General features: G+C 71.0%; 6 protein-coding genes. 2 read left to right on the top strand and 4 right to left on the bottom strand.

From position 1 onward, the window contains the following. The first annotated feature begins 95 nt into the window (after positions 1-95). Positions 96-1,535, top strand: a complete 1,440-nt coding sequence (locus tag LDL49_RS19265; protein WP_225292468.1) for an MFS transporter — start codon at positions 96-98, stop codon at positions 1,533-1,535. Positions 1,536-1,811: 276 nt separating this feature from the next. Continuing rightward, positions 1,812-2,978, top strand: coding sequence for an acyl-CoA dehydrogenase family protein (locus tag LDL49_RS19260; RefSeq protein WP_225292467.1), 1,167 nt, complete (start codon positions 1,812-1,814; stop codon positions 2,976-2,978). A 15-nt stretch (positions 2,979-2,993) separates the two neighbouring features. Here the strand turns inward: LDL49_RS19260 and LDL49_RS19255 are convergent, their stop codons facing one another. From LDL49_RS19255 to LDL49_RS19240, 4 genes are all read right to left on the bottom strand, one after another. After that, complete coding sequence (locus LDL49_RS19255) at positions 2,994-3,434, bottom strand: MarR family winged helix-turn-helix transcriptional regulator (RefSeq protein WP_225292466.1); 441 nt, start codon at positions 3,432-3,434, stop codon at positions 2,994-2,996. A gap of 223 nt (positions 3,435-3,657) precedes the next feature. Then, positions 3,658-4,989, bottom strand: a complete 1,332-nt coding sequence (locus LDL49_RS19250; RefSeq protein WP_225292465.1) for a M1 family metallopeptidase — start codon at positions 4,987-4,989, stop codon at positions 3,658-3,660. A gap of 130 nt (positions 4,990-5,119) precedes the next feature. Next, the gene (locus LDL49_RS19245) at positions 5,120-14,659 is read right to left on the bottom strand and encodes a non-ribosomal peptide synthetase/type I polyketide synthase (RefSeq protein WP_225292464.1); all 9,540 of its coding nucleotides are present in this window, start codon (positions 14,657-14,659) and stop codon (positions 5,120-5,122) included. Further along, positions 14,656-19,359 (bottom strand): non-ribosomal peptide synthetase, encoded by a 4,704-nt coding sequence (locus LDL49_RS19240; protein WP_225292463.1) that lies wholly within the window; start codon positions 19,357-19,359, stop codon positions 14,656-14,658. Before LDL49_RS19240 ends, LDL49_RS19245 begins: the two co-directional genes overlap by 4 nt. Between the last annotated feature and the right edge of the window lie 261 nt (positions 19,360-19,620).

Raw genomic sequence — 19,620 nt, 5'->3', positions numbered from 1 at the left:
AACCGGGCAGGCTGTGCCCTGAGGGCAGGGCACGGCCTGCCTGGTCCGCTTCGCGGCACGTTTGCGAGCCAGCCTCGGGGTAGCGAGTTGACTTCATGAGCGACGTGGAGACTGGCACCATCACCACCAAGGTGCCCGCGAGACTCGATCGGCTGCACTGGTCACGCTGGCACTGGATGATCGTCATCGGCCTCGGCACCGTCTGGATCCTGGACGGGCTCGAAGTGACCATCGTGGGCAATCTCTCGGCCCAGCTCGCCAAACCCGGAAGCGGCCTCGACATCACGCAGGCGCAGGTCGCCGGCCTCGCCGCCGCGCTGTACGTCGCGGGTGCCTGCTCGGGGGCGCTGTTCTTCGGCTGGCTGACCGACCGGTTCGGCAGGAAGAAGCTGTTCCTGATCACGCTGGTCGTCTACCTGGTCGCGACCCTGATGACCGCGTTGTCCTTCGACGCGTGGTGGTTCTTCCTGTTCAGGTTCATGACGGGCTTCGGCATCGGCGGGGAGTACGCGGCGATCAACTCGGCCATCGACGAGCTGATCCCGAGCGCCCACCGGGGGCGGATCGACATCATCATCAACGGCAGCTACTGGCTCGGGGCGGCGGGCGGCGCCCTGTTGACCGTGCCGCTGCTGAACGACCTGCCGGTCAACATCGGCTGGCGCGTCGCCTTCGGGCTGGGCGTGGTGCTGGGTCTGGCCATTCTGCTCGTACGGCGGCACGTACCGGAGAGCCCGCGCTGGCTGTTCATCCACGGCCGTGGCCAGGAGGCCGAGGAGATCGTCGACGACATCGAGCGCCAGGTGGGCGGGGACCTGCCGGAGCCGAAGCAGTCGATGACGATCCATCAGCGCAAGTCCATCGGGTTCGTCCGGATCGCGCACACCATGGTGGCGCTCTATCCCAAGCGGACGGTGCTCGGTCTGTCGCTCTTCATCGGCCAGGCGTTCCTGTACAACGCGATCACCTTCGGGTACGCGCAGATCCTGTCCACGTTCTACAAGATCGACACGCATACCGGCTACTACTTCGCGGTCATCGCGGTCGGCAACTTCCTGGGCCCGCTGCTGCTGGGGCGGCTCTTCGACACGGTCGGCCGGATTCCGATGATCTCCGCCACGTACATCGGATCGGGGCTGTTGCTGCTCGGCACCGCCTGGCTCTTCAACCAGGGGACGCTCACGGCGATGACGCTGACGGCCTGCTGGTCGGTGGTGCTGTTCGTGGCCTCGGCGGGGGCCAGTTCGGCGTATCTGACGGTCAGCGAGATCTTCCCGATGGAGACCCGGGCGATGGCCATAGCGTTCTTCTTCGCCATCGGCACGGCGGCGGGCGGCATCGCGGGCCCGCTCGTCTTCGCCCACCTGGTCGAGACGGGCGTGCCGGGCGACACGGCGCTGGCCTTCTCGATCGGGGCCATCATCATGATCCTGGCGGGTCTGGTGGAGCTCTTCCTGGGCGTCAAGGCCGAGCGCAAGGGCCTGGAGGAGATCGCCACTCCCCTGACGGCCGCGGAGACGGGCCAGGCGGCATGAGGCCTGGTGTGCCTCAGCTGGGGCCGGTGAGGGTTTTCCGGGTGGTTCGTCGCATGGGACCGTCTCAATCCCTGGGACGGTCCGATGTGGCCGGCGCCCCTTTTGGAGGGATACCCCCTTCGGGGAGCGAAAGTAGACGGCCCGTCCTGGCAGGAGCCCCTAGGACGGCCACCCCCTATCGAGGGGCGATAGAACGGACGCGGGTCTGGACAACGTGCCGCCAACGTGATCTGACGGAGTAAGAGCGTCAACGATCACGAACAGGAGCACCTGGACATGAGCGACACGCTGCGACTGCACACCGCCGGCCCCACCCTGCTGGAGCGAGCCCGCGAGCTGCGTCCGCTGATCGAGCGTGAGGCGGCCGCCGCCGAGGCGCAGGGCAGGCTCACCACCCCCGTCGTGGATGCCCTGCATGAGGCGGGACTTTTCGGTATTTGGGTGCCTACGCCGCTCGGCGGCGCCGAGCTGTCACCCAGGGAGCTGCTCGCCGTCTTCGAGGAGCTGTCGTACGCCGACCCCTCGACCGGCTGGGTGGTCATGGCCACCACCCTGGAGAACGGCACCGCCGGTGCCTACCTGGGCGAAGAGGCCGTCGCGCGGATCTTCACAGGCCCGCGGATGCCGCTCATCGCGGGCCAGGGCACCCGGCCGGGCACCGCCGTACGCGAGGACGGCGGTTTCCGCCTCAGCGGCCAGTGGGGCTTCGCCTCGGGCATGCCGCACGCCCAGTACGCCCACAGCCTGGGCGCCGTCGAGGGCACCGACGAGGCCCGGATCTTCATCACCCCCATCGAAGACGTCAAGATGCTCGGCAACTGGGACGTCCTGGGCCTGCGCGCCACAGGCAGCATCGACTACGCCATCGACGGCGCGTTCGTACCGGAGTCGCAGACGCACATCTTCACGCACAACGAACCGCTGCGCGGCGGCGCGATCTTCCGGCTCGGCGTCCTCGACCAGGCGCTGATCTGTCACTCCGGCTGGGCGCTGGGTGTCGGCCGCCGGCTGCTCGACGAGCTGAGCCACCACGCCGGGGCGCGGGCCGGGCGGCCCGGCCAGATCGCCGCCAGCGACGCCTTCCACGCCGACTTCGCCCGCGCCGAGGCGGCGTTCCGCGCGGCCAAGGCCCTGGTGCACGAGACCTGGGACGACACCGAACGCACCCTGGACGCGGGCCGGACGCTCGACGTACGCCAGGAGACGATGGTGCGGCTCGCGCTCAACCACATCACGTCGACGGTCGCCGAGGTGGCCCGGTTCGTCTACGCGTCGGGCGGCACCTCGGCACTGCGGGACGGGCTGATCCAGCGGCTGTTCAGGGATGTCCACGCCGGCACCGCGCACATCACCTCGGGCCCGCAGGTGCTTCAGGAGTGCGGCCGTGAACTGGCCGGGCTGGCGCCGGGCCAGTCCTGGATGCTCTTCGCCCTGGAGGGATGAGGGGGTAGAGGCTCCTCAGGGTTCGGGGTGGGCCAGGTGGGTGAGCAGGGTGATCGCGTCGTCGACGGCGACCGGCTGAAAGAAGTCCGCGTCGACCTGCTCGACAACAGCGATCGCGCGGGGCGCCAGCTCGGCGCCCGCGGCGGTGACGCGGAGTCGCTTGGCGCGGGTGTCGGCCGGGTCGACCTCGCGTTCGATCAGTCCCTTCTTCTCCAGGGCGCGCAGGGCTTGCGAGGTCATTTTCACGTCGGTCCCGGCCTGGCGGGCGAGGGCCAGTTGGTTGGGCTGCTCCTCGTGGGTGTTGAGCCACCACATGCAGGCCAGCAGTACGAACTGGACGTGGGTGAGACCGAGCGGGGCGAGAGCTGCGGCGATGGCGCGCTGCCAGCGGAGTGTGGCGTGCCACAGCAGGAAGCCGGGGCTCTCGCCGGGGCGGAGGACCATCAGCTTTTCCATCCTCCCCAGTTCGCGACGACGGCCTCGCGCATGGCGTTGGTCTGGACGGCGTGCTCGTACGTCCGCATGACCGTCTCTCGGCTCGACAGAATATCAACGCGAAGATTATCCGTGCGAAGACTGTCTGTCCATTGCGGCCGCCGGCGCGCACGGCGGGCTGCTCCATCGCGCCCACCGTGCGCGACCTCGTCACTGCAGCGAGCGGCTCCAGCCGAAGGACCCTCTAGATGCGGTGCGTGGTCCAGAACGACGACAGGTTGACCGTCGTCGCGGCCTGGGCGGCGGCCTTGAAGTCGGCCACCGTGGAGATGCCGTACCAGTGCGCGGCGGCGTAGTCGTGCAGCAGCGTCTGCATGGCCGAGGTGCCGATCAGGCGGCGCAGGTCATGCAGAGCGCACTTGCCGTAGGTGTAGACGACCGTGCCGTAGCGGCTGGAGTGGGCGTCCCAGTAGGCCATCGAGTTGCTGATCTTCTCGGCCGACGACTGCCAGGAGACGCTGTTCCAGCAGTTGGTGCCGCTGATGCCCTGGTACAGGTCGGTGGCGTAGTCGGCGAAGGACTCGTCCAGCCACGGGGTGTTGTACTCGTCGTCGCCGACGATGCCGTACCACCACTGGTGGGCCAGCTCATGGGCGAGCGCGGTGGAGCTGACCAGGTCGAGCACGAACCCCGGATACTCCATGCCGCCGAACCAGAAGTTGTTGTCCAGGACGACGTCGACCTCGCCGTAGGGATAGGCGCCGAAGCGGCCAGCGTGGGCGACGAGCGAGTTCTTGGCGGTGTTCATCATCGAGGTGGCGCTGGCGGAGCTGATGCCGCTGACGCGGTAGACGTTCACGGTGACGCCCGTGGTGGTCGTGCCGGTGGTCTTGGTGAACGCGCCGGCGCCCCAGGCGAACTCGCGGACGTGGGTGGCGGTCGCGGTGGTGATCGTCCGGCCGGAAGTGCCGGGAGTGTCCACGGAGGTGCCGGTCGCGGGGACGAGCAGCGAGCTGGGGTGGTCCAGGGTGACCCGGTAGTCGCTGGCGAGCTGGTAGAAGGACTCGCCGTTGTTGGTGTAGGGGTCCAGGTGCCAGCCGGCGCCGTCGCGTACGGCCAGGACGGGGAGAGCGTTGCCGATGAAGTTGTACGCGCCGTCGTGGCCGAACCGGTCGGCGCCGCTGGGCACCACGATGCTCAGGTCGAAGCCGACCGAACCGTTCTGCCCCTGGGCCAGCGGCGCGGGGAGGGTGATCTTCAGCGCCGTGCAGGCAACGGTCAGCGGGCCGGCCGTACCGCCGGTGACGTTCGTGACCGTGATCGGCGTGGACGGGCAGCTGCCGTGGTAGTTGTCCCACAGGCGCAGGTAGACCTCGGTGAGGGAGTCGGCGGACAGGTTCGTGAAGCTGACGCTCTCGTGGCCGGTCCAGGTGGTGCCCGAGGAATTGCTGGTGAGGTTCACGGTGTAGGAGGCCGAGCCCGGCGTACGGGTCGCGTCGACCGCCCAGGCGGGAGCGGGGAGACCGGCGGCTAACGCGATGGCGATCGTGCAGAATGTCAGCATTCTTCGGATCATGGGCTGGCTCCTTGTGTGACGCTCGGGCCCCCGATCTGCCGACGAAACGTAACTTCCTCCGTCAGGGCCGTCAATATCCCCGGCAGGTGGACTTCCCGGTACGGCGTCGCCGCCGTACCGGGAAAGCGGGTCAAGCGACGAGTTGCTTGTCGGCCGCCCGCTGGATCAGGTCCTTGTCGGTGATGACCACCGCGTCGGGGATCGCGTCGGGCAGATCGTCCTCCAGGAAGCGGACCGGCCGGTAGCGGTAGGCCGCCAGGCCGATCAGCACGGTCACCGCGCCCGCGACGAGGGTGAGCAGGGCGATCCCCCTGCCCTGCGCGGCGCCGGCGATCGGGTCGAAGACCCGCTCGACCAGCGGCCCCGCCAGCAGGAACCCGACCGGGACCATGGCCCAGCTGAGCATCAGGTTGGTGGCGATGACCCGGCCCTGCAGGTCGAGCCCGACCTTCTGCTGCACGATGGCGAACCAGTGCGCGTTCAGCAGCGCGGTGAACAGCCCGACGAAGAACAGCCCGATCGCGGGCAGCGCCGGGTGCGGCGCGATCCCGATGACGGCGAAGGAGACGCCCAGGGCCATGAAGCAGCCGAGGATGCCGTAGGTGCGGCGGGCCAGACCCCCGGTCACCGTCATGATCACGCTGCCCACCAGGAGCCCGATGCCGGTCATCGAGAGCGCTATGCCCAGGCCGCGGGTGTCGGTGAGGCTGAGCAGCAGCGGCGTGGACAGGACCTCGACCATGGCGAAGGGGAGGTTCAGGAACGAGGTGAACAGGATGATCGCCAGCAGCCCGTGCCTGCGGGTGATGTAGCGCCAGCCGCCCGTCATCTCCTGCCAGAACGACTCCTCCCGCTTCTTGAACAGCGTGTTCGGGAAGCGGACCGCCAGGGTCACGGTGACCGCGAAGGCGAAGCTGGACAGGTCGATCACGACGATGCCGTGCAGGCCGATGGCGGCCACGAGCGCGCCGCCCAGCAGCGGCGCCAGTACGGTCCCAGCGGCCTGCCCCAGCTGGGCCAGGCCGCTGGCTCTGCCGTAATAGCGTTTGGGCACCAGCTGGGCCACGGCCGCCATGTACGCGGGCTGGTGGAAGGCCGTCGACACCGCGCCGACGGCGACGATGAGGTAGACGTGCCAGAGCTGGAGCCCGCCCGTCCAGAGCAGGGCGGCCAGCGAGGCGGAGGAGACTCCGGCCGCCGAGTCGGCGGTGATCATGACGAGCCGGCGGTTCCAGCGGTCGGCCACGGCTCCGGCGACCGGCGCCAGCACGACGGCGGGCAGCAGCGCCATGACCGAGACGATGGCGAACATCGAGATCGACTGCGTCTGCTGGTAGACCCACAGACCCAGGCCGAACGTGGTCAGCCCGGTGCCGATCAGCGACACCAGCTGGCCGAAGGCCACCAGGAAGAACGTCTTCAGGCTGGCCTGCTGGTAGCGGGGCGGCAGCGGCGCCGGAGGCCGGTCCCCCGCGTCGAGGATCTCGGCCAGCTCGGGCGCCTGGTGCTTCTGGAAGTAGTGCCCGGCCTTCGGGATCACCTCCAGCGACACCGTGTGGGAGAAGGCCTCCCACTCGCGGAAGCGCTCCTCGTACAGCTCGGTGGCGCGGTCGCTCTCGCCGACCACGCAGACCAGCGGTGCGGACAGCTTCTTGATGGGCGCCTGGTAGAGATCGGTGTAGTAGTCCTCGCCCTCCTGGGTGTCGTGGAGGAAGACGCCCATGATGAAGTCGCGCTCGGCGGGGTCCAGCGCTTCGGTGAAGAAGCCCATGGCCCGCAGGAACTCCAGCGCCTGCCGCTTGGAGGTCCACCGCTCCATCGGGAAGACCTTGCGGAACCAGGCGAAGGTCTTGCCCGGCAGGCGGGGCGCGGGCAGGTGCCCGCCGATGACCACCTTCTCCAGGGCGACGCCTTCCTCCTCCAGCCTGCGCGCCAGCTCGACGGTGAGCGCGCCGCCCATGCAGTGGCCGTACAGGGCGAGGGGTCCGTCGACCTTCTCCTTGATCTCCTTGACGCAGCCCTCGACGAGCTCGTGGAAGGGCAGCACGGGCTCGCCGGGGTTGCCGGTGTCGTGGCCCGGCGGCTGCAGCGCGAGCATGGTGATGCGCTCGGGCAGGGCCGAGGCCAGCGGCTGGTACGTGATCGCGCCGCCGCCCGCGAACGGCACGCAGACCAGGGTCAGCGAGGCCGCGGATCGTGGCGGCGTCAGCTCATGCAATAGCCCGGTATTTCGGGATGATCCGTCGAGTGTGGCGAAGGCGCGGATGGTGGGGTTCTTGAAGAGGTCCAGCACGGTCGCCTGGATCCCCGAGTCCCGTACGGCGCGCACGGCCTTGAAGGAGTCGCCGCCCAGCGCGAAGAAGTCGTCGTCGATCCCCATGCCCTTCACGCCCAGGATCGCCGACCAGAGCTCGACCAGCTTGACCTCGGCCGGCGTCCGCGGCGCCGTGCCCTCGGCGCGTACCTGGGCGACCGGCTCGGGCAGCGCCTTGCGGTCCACCTTGCCGTTCGGGGTGAGCGGCAGTGCGTCCAGCAGCACGAACGCCGAGGGGATCATGTAGTCGGGCAGCTTGCGCCGCAGGTATTCGCGCCAGTCGTGCTCGGAGTCGGCGGCCAGATAAGCGGCGATGCTCTTGTCATCGTCCGAGCCGCGCACCACCACAGCCCCCTCGCGGACCGCGGGATGCGCCAGCAGCAGCGACTCGATCTCGCCCAGCTCGATCCGGTAGCCGCGTACCTTCACCTGGCCGTCGGCCCGGCCGAGGAACTCGATCGAGCCGTCGGCCCGGCGGCGGGCCTGGTCACCGGTCCGGTAGATCCGGCGCCCGTCGCGCCAGGTGATGAAGCGTTCGGCGGTCAGTTCGGGCTGGCCGAGGTAGTCGCGGGCCAGGCCCGCACCGCCGATGTAGAGCTCGCCGACCACGCCGGTGGGCACCAGCTGCATCGCGGCGTCCAGCAGGTGGATCTGCGTATTGGCGATCGGGTGGCCGATGGTGATCGGCCCGTCGGTGACCCGGGTGAGGGTGGACCAGATGGTGGTCTCGGTCGGGCCGTACAGGTTCCACAGCTCGGCCACCCGGCCCCGCAGGTCGGCGGCCAGGTCGGCGGGCAGCGCCTCGCCGCCGCACAGGGCCTTCAGGTCCGGCTTGCCCGCCCATCCCGCCGACAGCAGCAGCCGCCAGGTCGCCGGGGTGGCTTGCATGACCGTCGCGCCGTCCAGCAGGGCGGCCAGCCGTAGCGGATCGTAGGCCGCCTCGCGGCTCGCGATCACCACGTGGCCGCCGACCGTGAGCGGCAGGAACAGCTCCAGCACCGAGATGTCGAAGGCGAACGTCGTGACGGCAAGGAGCGTGTCCTGGCCGGTCAGGCCGGGCTCGCGGCTCATGGAGGTGAGGAAGTTGACCACCGAGGAGTGCTGGACGCGCACGCCCTTGGGCCGCCCGGTGGAGCCGGAGGTGTACAGGACGTAGCAGGGGTTCTCCTGGGTGGCCAGAGCGGGCAGCCGTTCCGGGCTCTCGCCCTCGAAGCCCCCATCGGCCAGGATGAGCTCGCCGTGGTAGCCGGCGTAGCGCCCGGCGAGCTCGCGCTCGGTGACCAGGACGCCGATGCCGGAGTGGTCCAGGATGTAGTCCTGGCGGTCCTGGGGGTACATCGGGTCGAGCGGCACGTACGCGCCGCCCGCCTTCAGCACGCCGAGCAGGGTGACCAGCATCGTGGCCGAGCGCTCCATCGCGACGCCCACCAGCGTCTCCGGACCCACCCCCGCCGCGCGCAGCCGCCCGGCGACCCGGTTGGCCTGCCCGTCCAGCTCCCGGTACGTCAGTGAGGCGCCCTCGAAGGTGACGGCCACGGCGTCGGGCGTCCGGTCGGCCTGGGCCTCCACCAGCTCGTGGATGCACAGGTCGGGCACCTCGACGTCCTGGCTGTCCAGCTGCTCGGCCAGCTCCTCACCGGTGAGGAAGTCCAGCTCGGACAGCGTGGTCTCGGGCGCCGCGACAATCGCCGACAGCAGGGCCTCGTAATGCCGGAGCAGCCGCTGGACGGTGCCGGCGTCGTAGAGCGCGGTGTTGTACTCCAGCCTGCACTGCAGCTCGTCGTCCTGCTCGTCGACGTAGAGCACCAGGTCCACCTGGGCGGTGCCGACCTCCACGGCCAGCTCCCCCACGGCCAGCCCGGCCATGTCCAGGTCGCTCTTGGGCAGGTTGAGCAGGTTGAACAGCACCTGGAAGAGCGGGTTGCGTGACAGGTCCCTGGGCGGGTTGAGCTCCTCCACCAGCCGTTCGAAGGGCACGTCCTGATGGGCGTAGGCGCCCAGCGCGTATTCGCGTACCTGCGCCAGGAGTTCGGTGTACCGCAGGCCGCCGTCCATCGTGGCCCGCATGACCAGGGTGTTGATGAAGCAGCCCGCGATGCCTTCGAGCTCGGGGCGGGTACGCCCGGCCACCGGCGAGCCGATGCAGATGTCCTCCTGGCCGCTGTAGCGGTACAGCAGCGTGTGGAGCGCGGCCAGCAGCGCCATGTAGAGCGTGGCGCCGCGCTCCTGGCTCAGCTTCCGCAACCCTTGGGCCAGCTCCGCGGGGAGCACGTGGGTGGCGACCGCCCCCTCGAAGGTCTGCATCGGCGGGCGCGGGCGGTCCTTGGGCAGGTCGAGGCTGTGCGGGATGCCGCGCAGCCGCTCCTTCCAGAAGCCGAGATCGGCGGCCTGCTCCCGCTGCCGGCGCGCGTAGTCGCGGTATCTGACCCGCGGCTCGGGCAGCGTCTCGCCGTTGTACAGCGCGGCCAGCTCGCTCCTCAGCAAGGTGATCGACCAGCCGTCCACGACGATGTGGTGGAAGTTGAGCGACAGTACGTGGTGGTCCGGGGCGAGCCGCAGCAGCCGGGCGCGGAACAGGGGCCCGTGCGCCAGGTCGAACGGCTCGGCCGCGGCCTCGGTGAGCGCCCGCTCGGCGTCGTCGCAGTCCTCGACCGGCAGTGGCGTCTCCCCTGCGGGCAGCACCACCGGCACCGGCTCGCCGTCCGGGGCGCGGAAGACGGTCCGCAGCGACTCGTGCCGCCGCACCAGCTCGCCCAGGGCGCCGTGCAGCCGCGCCACGTCCAGCTCGCCCCGCAGGTCCAGCGCCGTGGCCACGGCGTAGGCGGCCGAGCCGTGCACCTGGTCGATGAACCACATGCGCCGCTGGATGAACGAGACGACAGCGGGCTCCTCGACGACCGGGATCACCTCACGGTGGCCCGCCGAGGCGACGAGCGGCGGCACCTCACGGTGGCCCGCCGAGGCGACGGCCGGGACCACCTCGTGGGAGGCCGCCGAGGCGACGAGCGCCCGCTGACCGCCCAGCGTGGGGTTGTCGAAGACGGCCTCGATGGACAGGCCGAGGCGGGAGGCGAGCTGGGTGGCCACGAGGGAGTCGCCGCCCAGGTCGAAGAAGTCGTCCTGCGGGCTGGTGGGCGCGAGGCCGAGCACATCCCGCCAGACGGCGGCAACCACGTCGAGCTCCTGGACCGCCTCCGCCTCCGCCACCGGCGCGGCCGCGACCTCGAAGCGCCGGGTGCGGGGCCCGATCCAGTAGCGGCGCCGCTCGAACGGATACGTGGGCAGCGGCACCCGCCTGCCCGATGGTCCGAACGCCGTCCAGTCGACGTCGGCGCCGTTCACCCACAGCCGCCCGATGGCCTCCAGCAGGGCGGTCCGCCCGCTGTCCGGCCCGGCGAGGGCGAGGGTGGCGACCGTCGCCTGGCCGCCCTGGCGGCGTACCAGGGTGGTCAGGGTACGGCCCGGCCCCGCCTCCACCACGGCGGCGTCGGCCGCCACGAGGGCGCGGGCGCAGTCGGTGAACCGCACGGTCTCCCGCAGATGGCGCACCCAGTAGGCGGGGTCCTTGGTCTCGGCGCCGGACGCCCAGCCGCCGGTGACGTTGGAGAGGTACGGCAGCTCGGGCGTGCCCAGCCGCACCGAGGCGACCTCGGCGGCGAAGGCGTCGAGCACCGGGTCCAGCATGGCGGAGTGGAAGGCGTGGGAGGTGCGCAGCGTGCGGCAGGCGACGCCCTGCCGTTCCAGCCGCCGCGCCACCTCCGCGATAGCTCGCTCCGGCCCGGCCAGGACGCACATGTCGGGGGTGTTGACCGCCGCCAGCGAGACGTCCGCGCTGAGCAAATCACCCACTTCGGACTCGGGCAGCGGCACGGCCAGCATCGAGCCGGGAGGCAGGCTCTGCACCAGCCGGCCGCGCGCGGCGACCAGGCGCAGGGCGTCCTCCAGGGTGAAGACCCCGGCCAGGCAGGCGGCGACGTACTCGCCGATGCTGTGCCCGGCCATCATCGCCGGGCGGACGCCGTGCTCGATCAGCGCGCGGGCGAAGGCGTACTCCGTGACGAAGAGCGCGGGCTGGGTGAGCCAGGTCTGGTCGAGGTCGCCGGCCTCGCCGTACAGGACCTGGCGCAGGTCGAGGCCGAGGTACGGCTCAAGGATGCCGGAGCAGGCGTCGACGGTGGCGCGGAAGACCCGCTCCGATCGGTACAGACCCGCGCCCATCCCCCGGCGCTGCGCGCCCTGGCCGGGGAAGACGAAGGCGACCTCACGTGGACGTGACTCGCCCGTGATGAGCTCGGCGTCCAGCGCCGACCGGCGGTCCTCGGCGATCAGGATGCCGCGGTGCCGCAGCTGACGGCGCCCGTACCGGAGCGTGGCGGCGACGTCGCCCAGGTCCGTGTTCGGACGCGCGCGCAGGTGGGCGCGGAGTCGCGTGGCCGTCTCCCCCAGCGCCGAGCCGCTGGCCGCCGACAGGATGAGCAGGTGCGGGCCGATCACCCGTGGGGCGAAGGGCTGCGGGGCGGGGAGTCGCGCGGGTGCTTCCTCCAGCACGACGTGGGCGTTGGTGCCGCCCATCCCGAAGGCGCTGACGCCCGCCCTGCGCGGCCCCGGCTCCTGCGGCCACTCCGCGCTGGCGGTGGGCACGTAGAACGGGCTGAAGTCGATGCGCGGGTTGGGCGTCGCGAAGTTGACCGTGGGCGGCAGCGTACGGTGCTTGAGCGCCAGTACGGTCTTGATCAGCCCGGCCATCCCGGCGGCGGCGTCGGCGTGGCCGATGTTGGACTTGATCGAGCCCAGGGCGATCGGCCGATCGCCGGTGAAGACCTGGGAGAGCGCCGCGACCTCGATGGGGTCGCCGAGCGCGGTGCCGGTGCCGTGCGCCTCGATGTAGCCGATCGTGCCGGGGTCGACGCCGGCCGAGGCGAGCGCCGCGGTGATGACCTCGGCCTGGCCGTCCACGGCCGGCGCGGTGTAGCCGACCTTCCTGGTGCCGTCGTTGTTGACCGCGGAGCCGCGTACGACGGCGTGGATGGTGTCGCCCGCGGCGATGGCGTCTTCCAGCCGCTTGAGCACGACGACGCCCACGCCGCCGGCGCCGATCGTGCCCCGGGCCTCGGCGTCGAAGGGACGGCAGTGGCCGTCCGGCGACCCGATCCCGCCGCTCTGGTAGACGTAGCCGCGCCGGGTCCAGGCGTTGACCCGCACCGCCCCGGCCAGCGCGACGTCGCAGTCCCCCGCGATCAGGCTCTGCCTGGCCAGGTGGAGCGCGACCAGGGAGGTGGAGCAGGCGGTGTTGACGCTGATGCTCGGCCCGCGCAGGTCGAGCTTGTAGGAGGTGCGGGTGGGCAGGGAGTCCTTGTCGTTGCCGAGCATGACCTGGTAGTCGCCGACCGCTTTGAGCACGTCGGGCGCGGCCAGCAGGTTCTCGATGAGATAGCTGCTCATCGCCGAGCCGGCGAAGACGCCGATCTGCCCCGGGTGGCGGGCGGGGTCGCAGCCCGCGTCCTCCAGCGCCTCCCAGGCGCTCTCCAGGAACAGCCGCTGCTGCGGGTCGAGGATCTCGGCCTCGCGCGGGGTGAACTCGAACAGCGTGGCGTCGAACAGGTCGATGCCGTCCAGGACCGTACCCGACCTGACATAGGCGGGGTCCGCCAGCCGGTCGGGGTCCTCGCCGTCGGCGAGCAGCTCCTCGTCGGTGAAGTCCTGGACGGCTTCCACGCCGTCGCGGATCGCCGCCCAGAACTCCTCGGGCCCCGTGGCGCCGGGGAAGCGGCAGGCCATGCCGACGATGGCGAGCGCGCCGTCGGCGGCGGGCGCGGCGGTCGGGACCGCCGCCGGCGCCGGGCCATCGGCGCTCAGGTAGGCCGTCAGCGAGGCGATCGTCGGGTACCTGAACAGGTCGGTGACCGTCAGGCTGAACCGCTTGCGTAATCGCTCGTGCACCTTGAGTACCAGCAGCGAATGGCCGCCCACCTCGAAGAAGTTGGTGTCGGGGCCGAAGGCGTCGGTGTCGAGTGCCTCGCGCCAGGCCTGGGTGACGTGCTGGGAGATCTCGTGGCGCGGCAGCTCCGCCGACGTCTCCCTCGGCGTCTCGTCCCCGCTCATCGCCCCGGCCAGCACCTGATTGAGGTCGGCGACCAGACCGCGGATCGTACCGGCGTGGAACAGGTCCGTGTTGTACTCCACGAGCCCGTCCAGCGTCTCGCGGACGCCCACGGTCAGGTCGAACTTGGCCGTACGCTCGGGGATCTCGACGGAGGTGACCGTCAGACCGGCCAACTCCAACGCCGCCGTGGCCTCGGGCAGCATGGAGAACATCGTCTGGAACACCGGGGCACGGTCCAGGCGGCGCTCCGGGTTGAGCTCCTCCACCAGCCGCTCGAACGGCATCCCCTGATGGTCGTGGGCGTCGAGCACCGCCTCCTTGACCCGCTCGACCACCTCGGCGAACGACGGCTCGCCCGACAGGTCGGCCCGGATGGCCAGGGTGTTGGTGAAGAACCCGATCAGGCCCTCGTACTCGATCCGGTCCCGGTTGGCGATGGGCGTGCCCACCACCAGGTCCAGCCGGCCGGAGCGGCGCGAGAGCACCACCAGGTAGGCCGCGAACAGCACCATGTACGGCGTGGCGCCCAGGCCGCGGCAGTAGGCCGTGAACTCCTCGCGCGGCAGGTCGAGGGAGAAGGGCAGCTCGGCGCCCGCGTACGTCTGGACGGCCGGCCGCGGCAGGTCAGTCCGTAACTCGGTGACCGGCGGCGCGCCCGCCAGCCTCTCGCGCCAGTAGGCCAGATCCCCGCTGTAGTCCTGCTCCCGCTGCCAGATCGCGTAGTCGGGGTACTGCCGCGACAGCGCCGGCGGCTCCTGGCCGTTGTAGAGCGCGCTCAGCTCCCGGCGCAGCACGTCCAGCGACCACGCGTCGGCGACGATGTGGTGCAGCAACAGGTGCAGGACGTGCCGCTCCGCGCCCTCGCGCACGAGGTGGGCGCGGATGAGCGGGCCGGTGGTCAGGTCCATCGGCGTGCCGTCTTCGACGTCCGCCAGGTCGACCGTGAGCGAGTCGGCCACGATCTGGTACGGGCCGTCCTCGTCCATGGCGAACGTGGTGCGCAGGCTCTCGTGCCTGGCCACCAGGGCGTTCAGCGCGCGGTGCAGCGCTTGGCGATCGAGCGGGCCCTCGATGCGGAAGGCGAGCGGGATGAGATAGTGCGCGGCGCCCGGCGCCATCTTGTCCAGGTACCAGGCGCGCAGCTGGGTGAAGGACATCGGCAGCCGATCGGGCCTGGGCCGCTCGGTCTGTTGCTGCTGTTTCTTCTTGCGTAACGCTTCCAGGAGCTGGCGCTGCTGGGCGGACAAGCTCATTGATCACCTTCCATCGAGCGCAGCAGGGCCTCGGCCTCTTCGTCCGAATACGCGGCGACCATCAGATAGAGCTCCGCGGCCGCCTCCACGTCCGGCGAAGTGAGCTGCGCCCCCAGCTCGGCGACGGTCGGGTGGGCGAAGAGCGTCCGCAGCGGCACCTGGACCTCCAGCGCCTCGCGCACCCGGGAGGCGATCTGAGTGGCGTTGAGCGAGTTGCCGCCCAGCTCGAACAGGTCGTCGTGCCGCCCGACCGGCCCGCCCAGCACCTCCTGCCAGATGGCGGCGATGGCCTGTTCCACCGGGGTGGCCGGGGCCGTGACGACCCGCGCGCTCCGGCCCGGCTCCGGCAGGGCCTGCCGGTCCACCTTGCCCGCGGGGCTCACCGGCAAGGAGTCCAGCGTGACGAATGTGCTCGGCACCATGTACTCGGGCAGCCGCTCGGCCAGGTAAGGGCGTAGCTCGGGGCTGCCGTCGGCGACCACGTAGGCCACCAGAGCACCGTCCCGGACCATGACGAACGCCTCACGGACGGTGGGGTGCCCGGCCAGCACCGCGGCGATCTCGCCGGGCTCGACCCGGTAACCGCGGATCTTGACCTGGTCGTCCGCGCGTCCGAGGAACTCGATCTCGCCCGCCTCGTTGCGGCGGGCCAGGTCCCCGGTCCGATAGAGCCGGCGCCCGTCCCGCCAGGTGATGAACCGTTCCTGGGTCAGCTCGGGCTGGCCGTGGTAGCCCCGGGCCAGGCAGGCGCCGCCGAGGTGCAGCTCGCCGGGGACGCCGTCGGGCGCCTCATGGCCCAGGCGGTTCAGGATCGGCGTCTGGACGCCGGTGACCGGCCTGCCGATGGGCGGCAGCCGCGGCCAGCTCTCCGGAGGGCCAGTGAGCGTGTGGGCGATGTCGATGATCGCGCCCTCGGTGGGGCCGTACTGGTTGTGCAGCGTCATCCACGGCTTGATGAACCGCTCCAGCTGCGGGGTGACCTGGAGCTGCTCGCCCGCGGTGATCACCTCGCGCAGCGTCGCGGGCGGCTCGATCCCGGCGCCGGCCAGCGCCTGCAGCGCCACGAAAGGCAGGAAGATCCGCTCCACCCGGGTCCTGGCGATGTGGTCGAGCAGGGCGGCCGGGTCGCTCCGCACCTCGTCGCCGACCATGACCAGCGTCCCGCCGTACGCCCAGGTGCTGAAGATCTCCTGCACCGAGACGTCGAAGCCGAGCGCGGTGAACTGCAGGCTCCGGTACGTACCGCGGTGCCAGGCCATGAGGTTGGCGACCGGGCGGTGCGGCATCGCCACGCCCTTGGGCCGGCCGGTCGAGCCCGAGGTGAACAGGATGTAGGCCAGGTCGTCCGGTGTGACGCCGCTGTCCGGCCGGTGTTCGGGCCGGCCGTCGAGGTCGGTGTCGACGTGGACGGGCCGCTCGTGGGGCAGTGCGCCGGCCAGCGCCTGGTGTGTCACCAGGACCGGGGTGTCGACCTGGCCGAGTACCTGGGTGAGGCGCCCCTGGGGGTAGGAGGGGTCGAGCGGTACGTACGCGCCGCCGGACTTCAGGATGCCCAGCAGCGCCACGGGCAGGTCGAGCGAGCGCCGTACGTGCAGGGCGACCGGCACCTCCGGGCCCACACCCAGCCCGCGCAGCAGGTGCGCCAGTTGGTTGGCCCGCCGGTCGAGCTCGGCGTAGGTGAGGGCGGCGCCGTCGAACTCGACGGCGACCGCGTCGGGCGTTCTGTCCGCCTGCTGTTCGAAGAGCCGGTGCAGGCACTGGTCGGGGCCGCGACCGGCGGGCTCGTGCCGCCGGGCGAGCAGCGTGGAGATCGGCGCCGCCGGGTCAGCCACCACCTGCTCCAGGACGCGCAGGTAATGACCCAGCAGGCGCTCCGCGGTGGCGCGCTCGAACAGGTCGGCGGCGAACTCCAGGCTCATCTCCCGCCCTTCGGCGTAGAGCACCAGGTCGGCCTTGGCGCCGCCGTTCTCCACCTCCTCGAGCATCCGGAAGGTCACGCCGTCTCCCCGCTTGACGTCCAGCGGCTCCTGCATCGCGAACATCACGTCGAAGGGCGGCCGGCCGTCGGGGCAGAGCTCCCGGACGATCTCCTCTAGCGACACGTCCGTGGGCGTGGCCAGGACCGTCGCCCGTACTTGTGACAGCAGGCGCTCGAAGGAGGGGTCGTCCGCCAGGCCGGTCCTGATCGGCAGCGTCTCCACGAAAAAGCCGATCATGGAGTGCGCGCCCAGCGCCTCCCTGCCGGAGAACGGCACCCCCGTCACGAGGTCGTCCTGGGCGCTGTAGCGGTGCAGCAACGCCTGGAAGGCCGCGAACAGCACCATGAACGGGCTGGCCCCCGCGCTCCTGCCCAGCGACTCCACCTCGGCGAGCAGCCCGTCCGGCAGCGTGGCCCGGACCCGGCCGCCGGGCCGGAGCGGCCCCGTCGACCCCGGGCGATCGGCGGGCAGCCCCAGCCGCTCGGGCGCGGACTCCAGGACCTTCCTCCAGTACGGCAGGCCGTCGAGACCCTGCCTGCGCCCGTACGGCGTGGTCGGCGCGGGCAGGCTCTCCCCCGCGTAGAGCCGGGCCAACTCGTCCAGGAAGACCCCGACCGACCAGCCGTCGAAGGCGATGTGGTGCACGGTCACCAGCAGCCGGTGCCGGTCGTCGGCGAGCCGGAGCAGCAGCGCCCGCAGCACGGGACCGTTCCGCAGGTCGAAGGGGTCACGAGCGGCATGCTGGGCCAGCGCGTCCGCGCCACCCGGGGTGGCGTCCATGACCTTCATCGTGATGAGCCCGTCGGCCGGCTCGACGACGATGGGCACCGGCTCGCCGTCGTGCTCTTCGTAACGGGTGCGCAGGGATGGATGCCGGCGCACGATCTCGTTGATCGCGTGCTCCAGGCGGCCGGTGTCGAGGGGGCCGTCCAGGGCGTACAGGATGGGCACGTTGTACTGCGGGCCGGGTGCCACCTGGTCGATGTACCAGAGTCGGCGCTGCGCGGGTGTGAGCCCGCCCTCGGCGGCGGACACCGCCGTCATCCGCGGCAGGCCGTCGATCGCGCGGGCCAGCGCGGCGAGCGTGGGATGTTCGAAGAGCATCCGGGGCTCGACCGGCTTGTTCAGCCGCCCGCAGGCGCGGGCGGCGATGCGCATCGCCAGCAGCGACTGGCCGCCCAGCGCCAGGAAGTCGTCGTCGGCGCCGATGGGCCCGGTGTCGAGGACGTCCTGCCAGATCTCGGCGAGCAGCTCCTCGGTGGCGGTGCCGGGCGGCGTGATGGAGCGGGACTCGCGGACCGGGTCGGGCAACGCGGCGCGATCCACCTTGCCGTTACGGGTCAGCGGGAGCTCGTCCAGGAAGACCCAGGCGGTGGGGATCATGTAGTCGGGCAGGAACCTGCGCAGGTGGGCGCGCGCCTCCTGCTCGTTCGTCGTGCCCACGAGGTAGGCGACCAGGTCGTGGCCGCGGACGGCGGTGGTGGCGGCCCGGACCCCTTGGTGCCGGCCGAGCACGGTCTCGATCTCGCCGAGCTCGACCCGGTTGCCGCGGATCTTGACCTGGTCGTCCGCCCGGCCCAGGAACTCGAACTGGCCGGCCTGGTCACGGCGGGCCAGGTCTCCGGTGCGGTAGAGGAGCCGCCCGTCCTGGTCGTGGACGAAGCGCTCGGCCGTGAGGTCGGGCCGGTCGAGGTAGCCCAGGCCGACGCACGCGCCGCCGAGGTAGATCTCGCCCTCCTCGACCGGCCGCATCGCCTCGTCCAGCAGGTGGACGGTGACGCCGGGCAGTGGCGAGCCGAGCGTGGGCGGACGGCTCTGGCCGGCGGAGACCGGCACCTCGCCGACGATCGCCATGACGGCGCATTCCGCCGGGCCGTAGACGTTGAACAGCCGGAAGGGCAGCTCGGGTCTCGGATACGTGGTGAGCCGGTCGCCGCCGGTGCTCAGCGTCGCCAGCCTGGTCCGCTCCGGCCAGGACATGCCGAGCAGGCCCTCGGCGATGGGGGTCGGCGCGAAGCAGGTGGTCAGCTCCTGATCCACGATCCAGTCACGCAACGCGGGCAGGGAGAGCCTGGTCCGCTCGCTGGGAATGACGATCGTGGTGCCCGCGGTCAGGCACCGCCAGATCTCCCAGACCGACGCGTCGAAGTTGGGGCTGGTGAGCAGCGGGGCCCGGCCGCCCGTTCCGAAGGTCTCGTGCGACCACCTGATCAGGTTGGTCAGCGCGCGGTGGGGGACGAGCGCGCCCTTGGGGGTCCCCGTCGAGCCGGAGGTGTGGATGACGAAGGCGAGATCGCCGGGCTCGATGTGCGGCGGGGGTAACGCGTCCGCCGCCGCGGGCGTGTCGATCACCGGGATGCCGTCGGGCACCAGAGCTCTCCACTCCGGCGCCGTGACCACGGCCGCCGCTCCCGCCAGCATGGCGTGGATCCGCTCGGCGGGCGTGGCAGGGTCGATCGGTGCGAAGGCGAGGCCCGCCTTCATCACGCCGAGCTGGCCCGCGACCAGCCGGATCGAGCGGCCCGCGAGCACGGCCACCCAGGACTGCCCGGTCGTCGTGAGACGAAGCAGCTGAGCGGCGATGCCGTTCGCGAGGCGATCCAACTCTTGGTAGGTGAGGTGTTCCTGACTGTCCGAAACAGCAATCCTGACTGGGTCTGTAGACAGCCGATCTTGGTAAAGCCGCAGAACAGATGCTAAGTGTGGTGCATCCAATGTCATGCCTGCCGATTTTGAGTTTTGTGACTTTCCGGGCACGCCGCGGAACAGGATGACCTGGTCACCAGATTCGTGTCAACCCTCTTTGGATCATGCGGCCGAGCCGGGGTTCGAGGGCGCGGTTGACGGCTTCTCCAGCAGCGACGTGTCGACCCGTGGGACGCGCATGCCACGTGATGGAACGCGCCGGAACGCCTCCTGGGTGGGTGCCGAAGGGGCACCGTCTCGCACGATGGAAGGGACCCTCATGTCAAAAGGTCGCGT

Origin of the sequence: Nonomuraea aurantiaca (assembly GCF_020215705.1) — a bacterium.
Taxonomy (GTDB): domain Bacteria; phylum Actinomycetota; class Actinomycetes; order Streptosporangiales; family Streptosporangiaceae; genus Nonomuraea; species Nonomuraea aurantiaca.
Note: the sequence above shows the minus strand (reverse complement) of the source record. Positions and strands in the feature narration are given on the sequence as shown.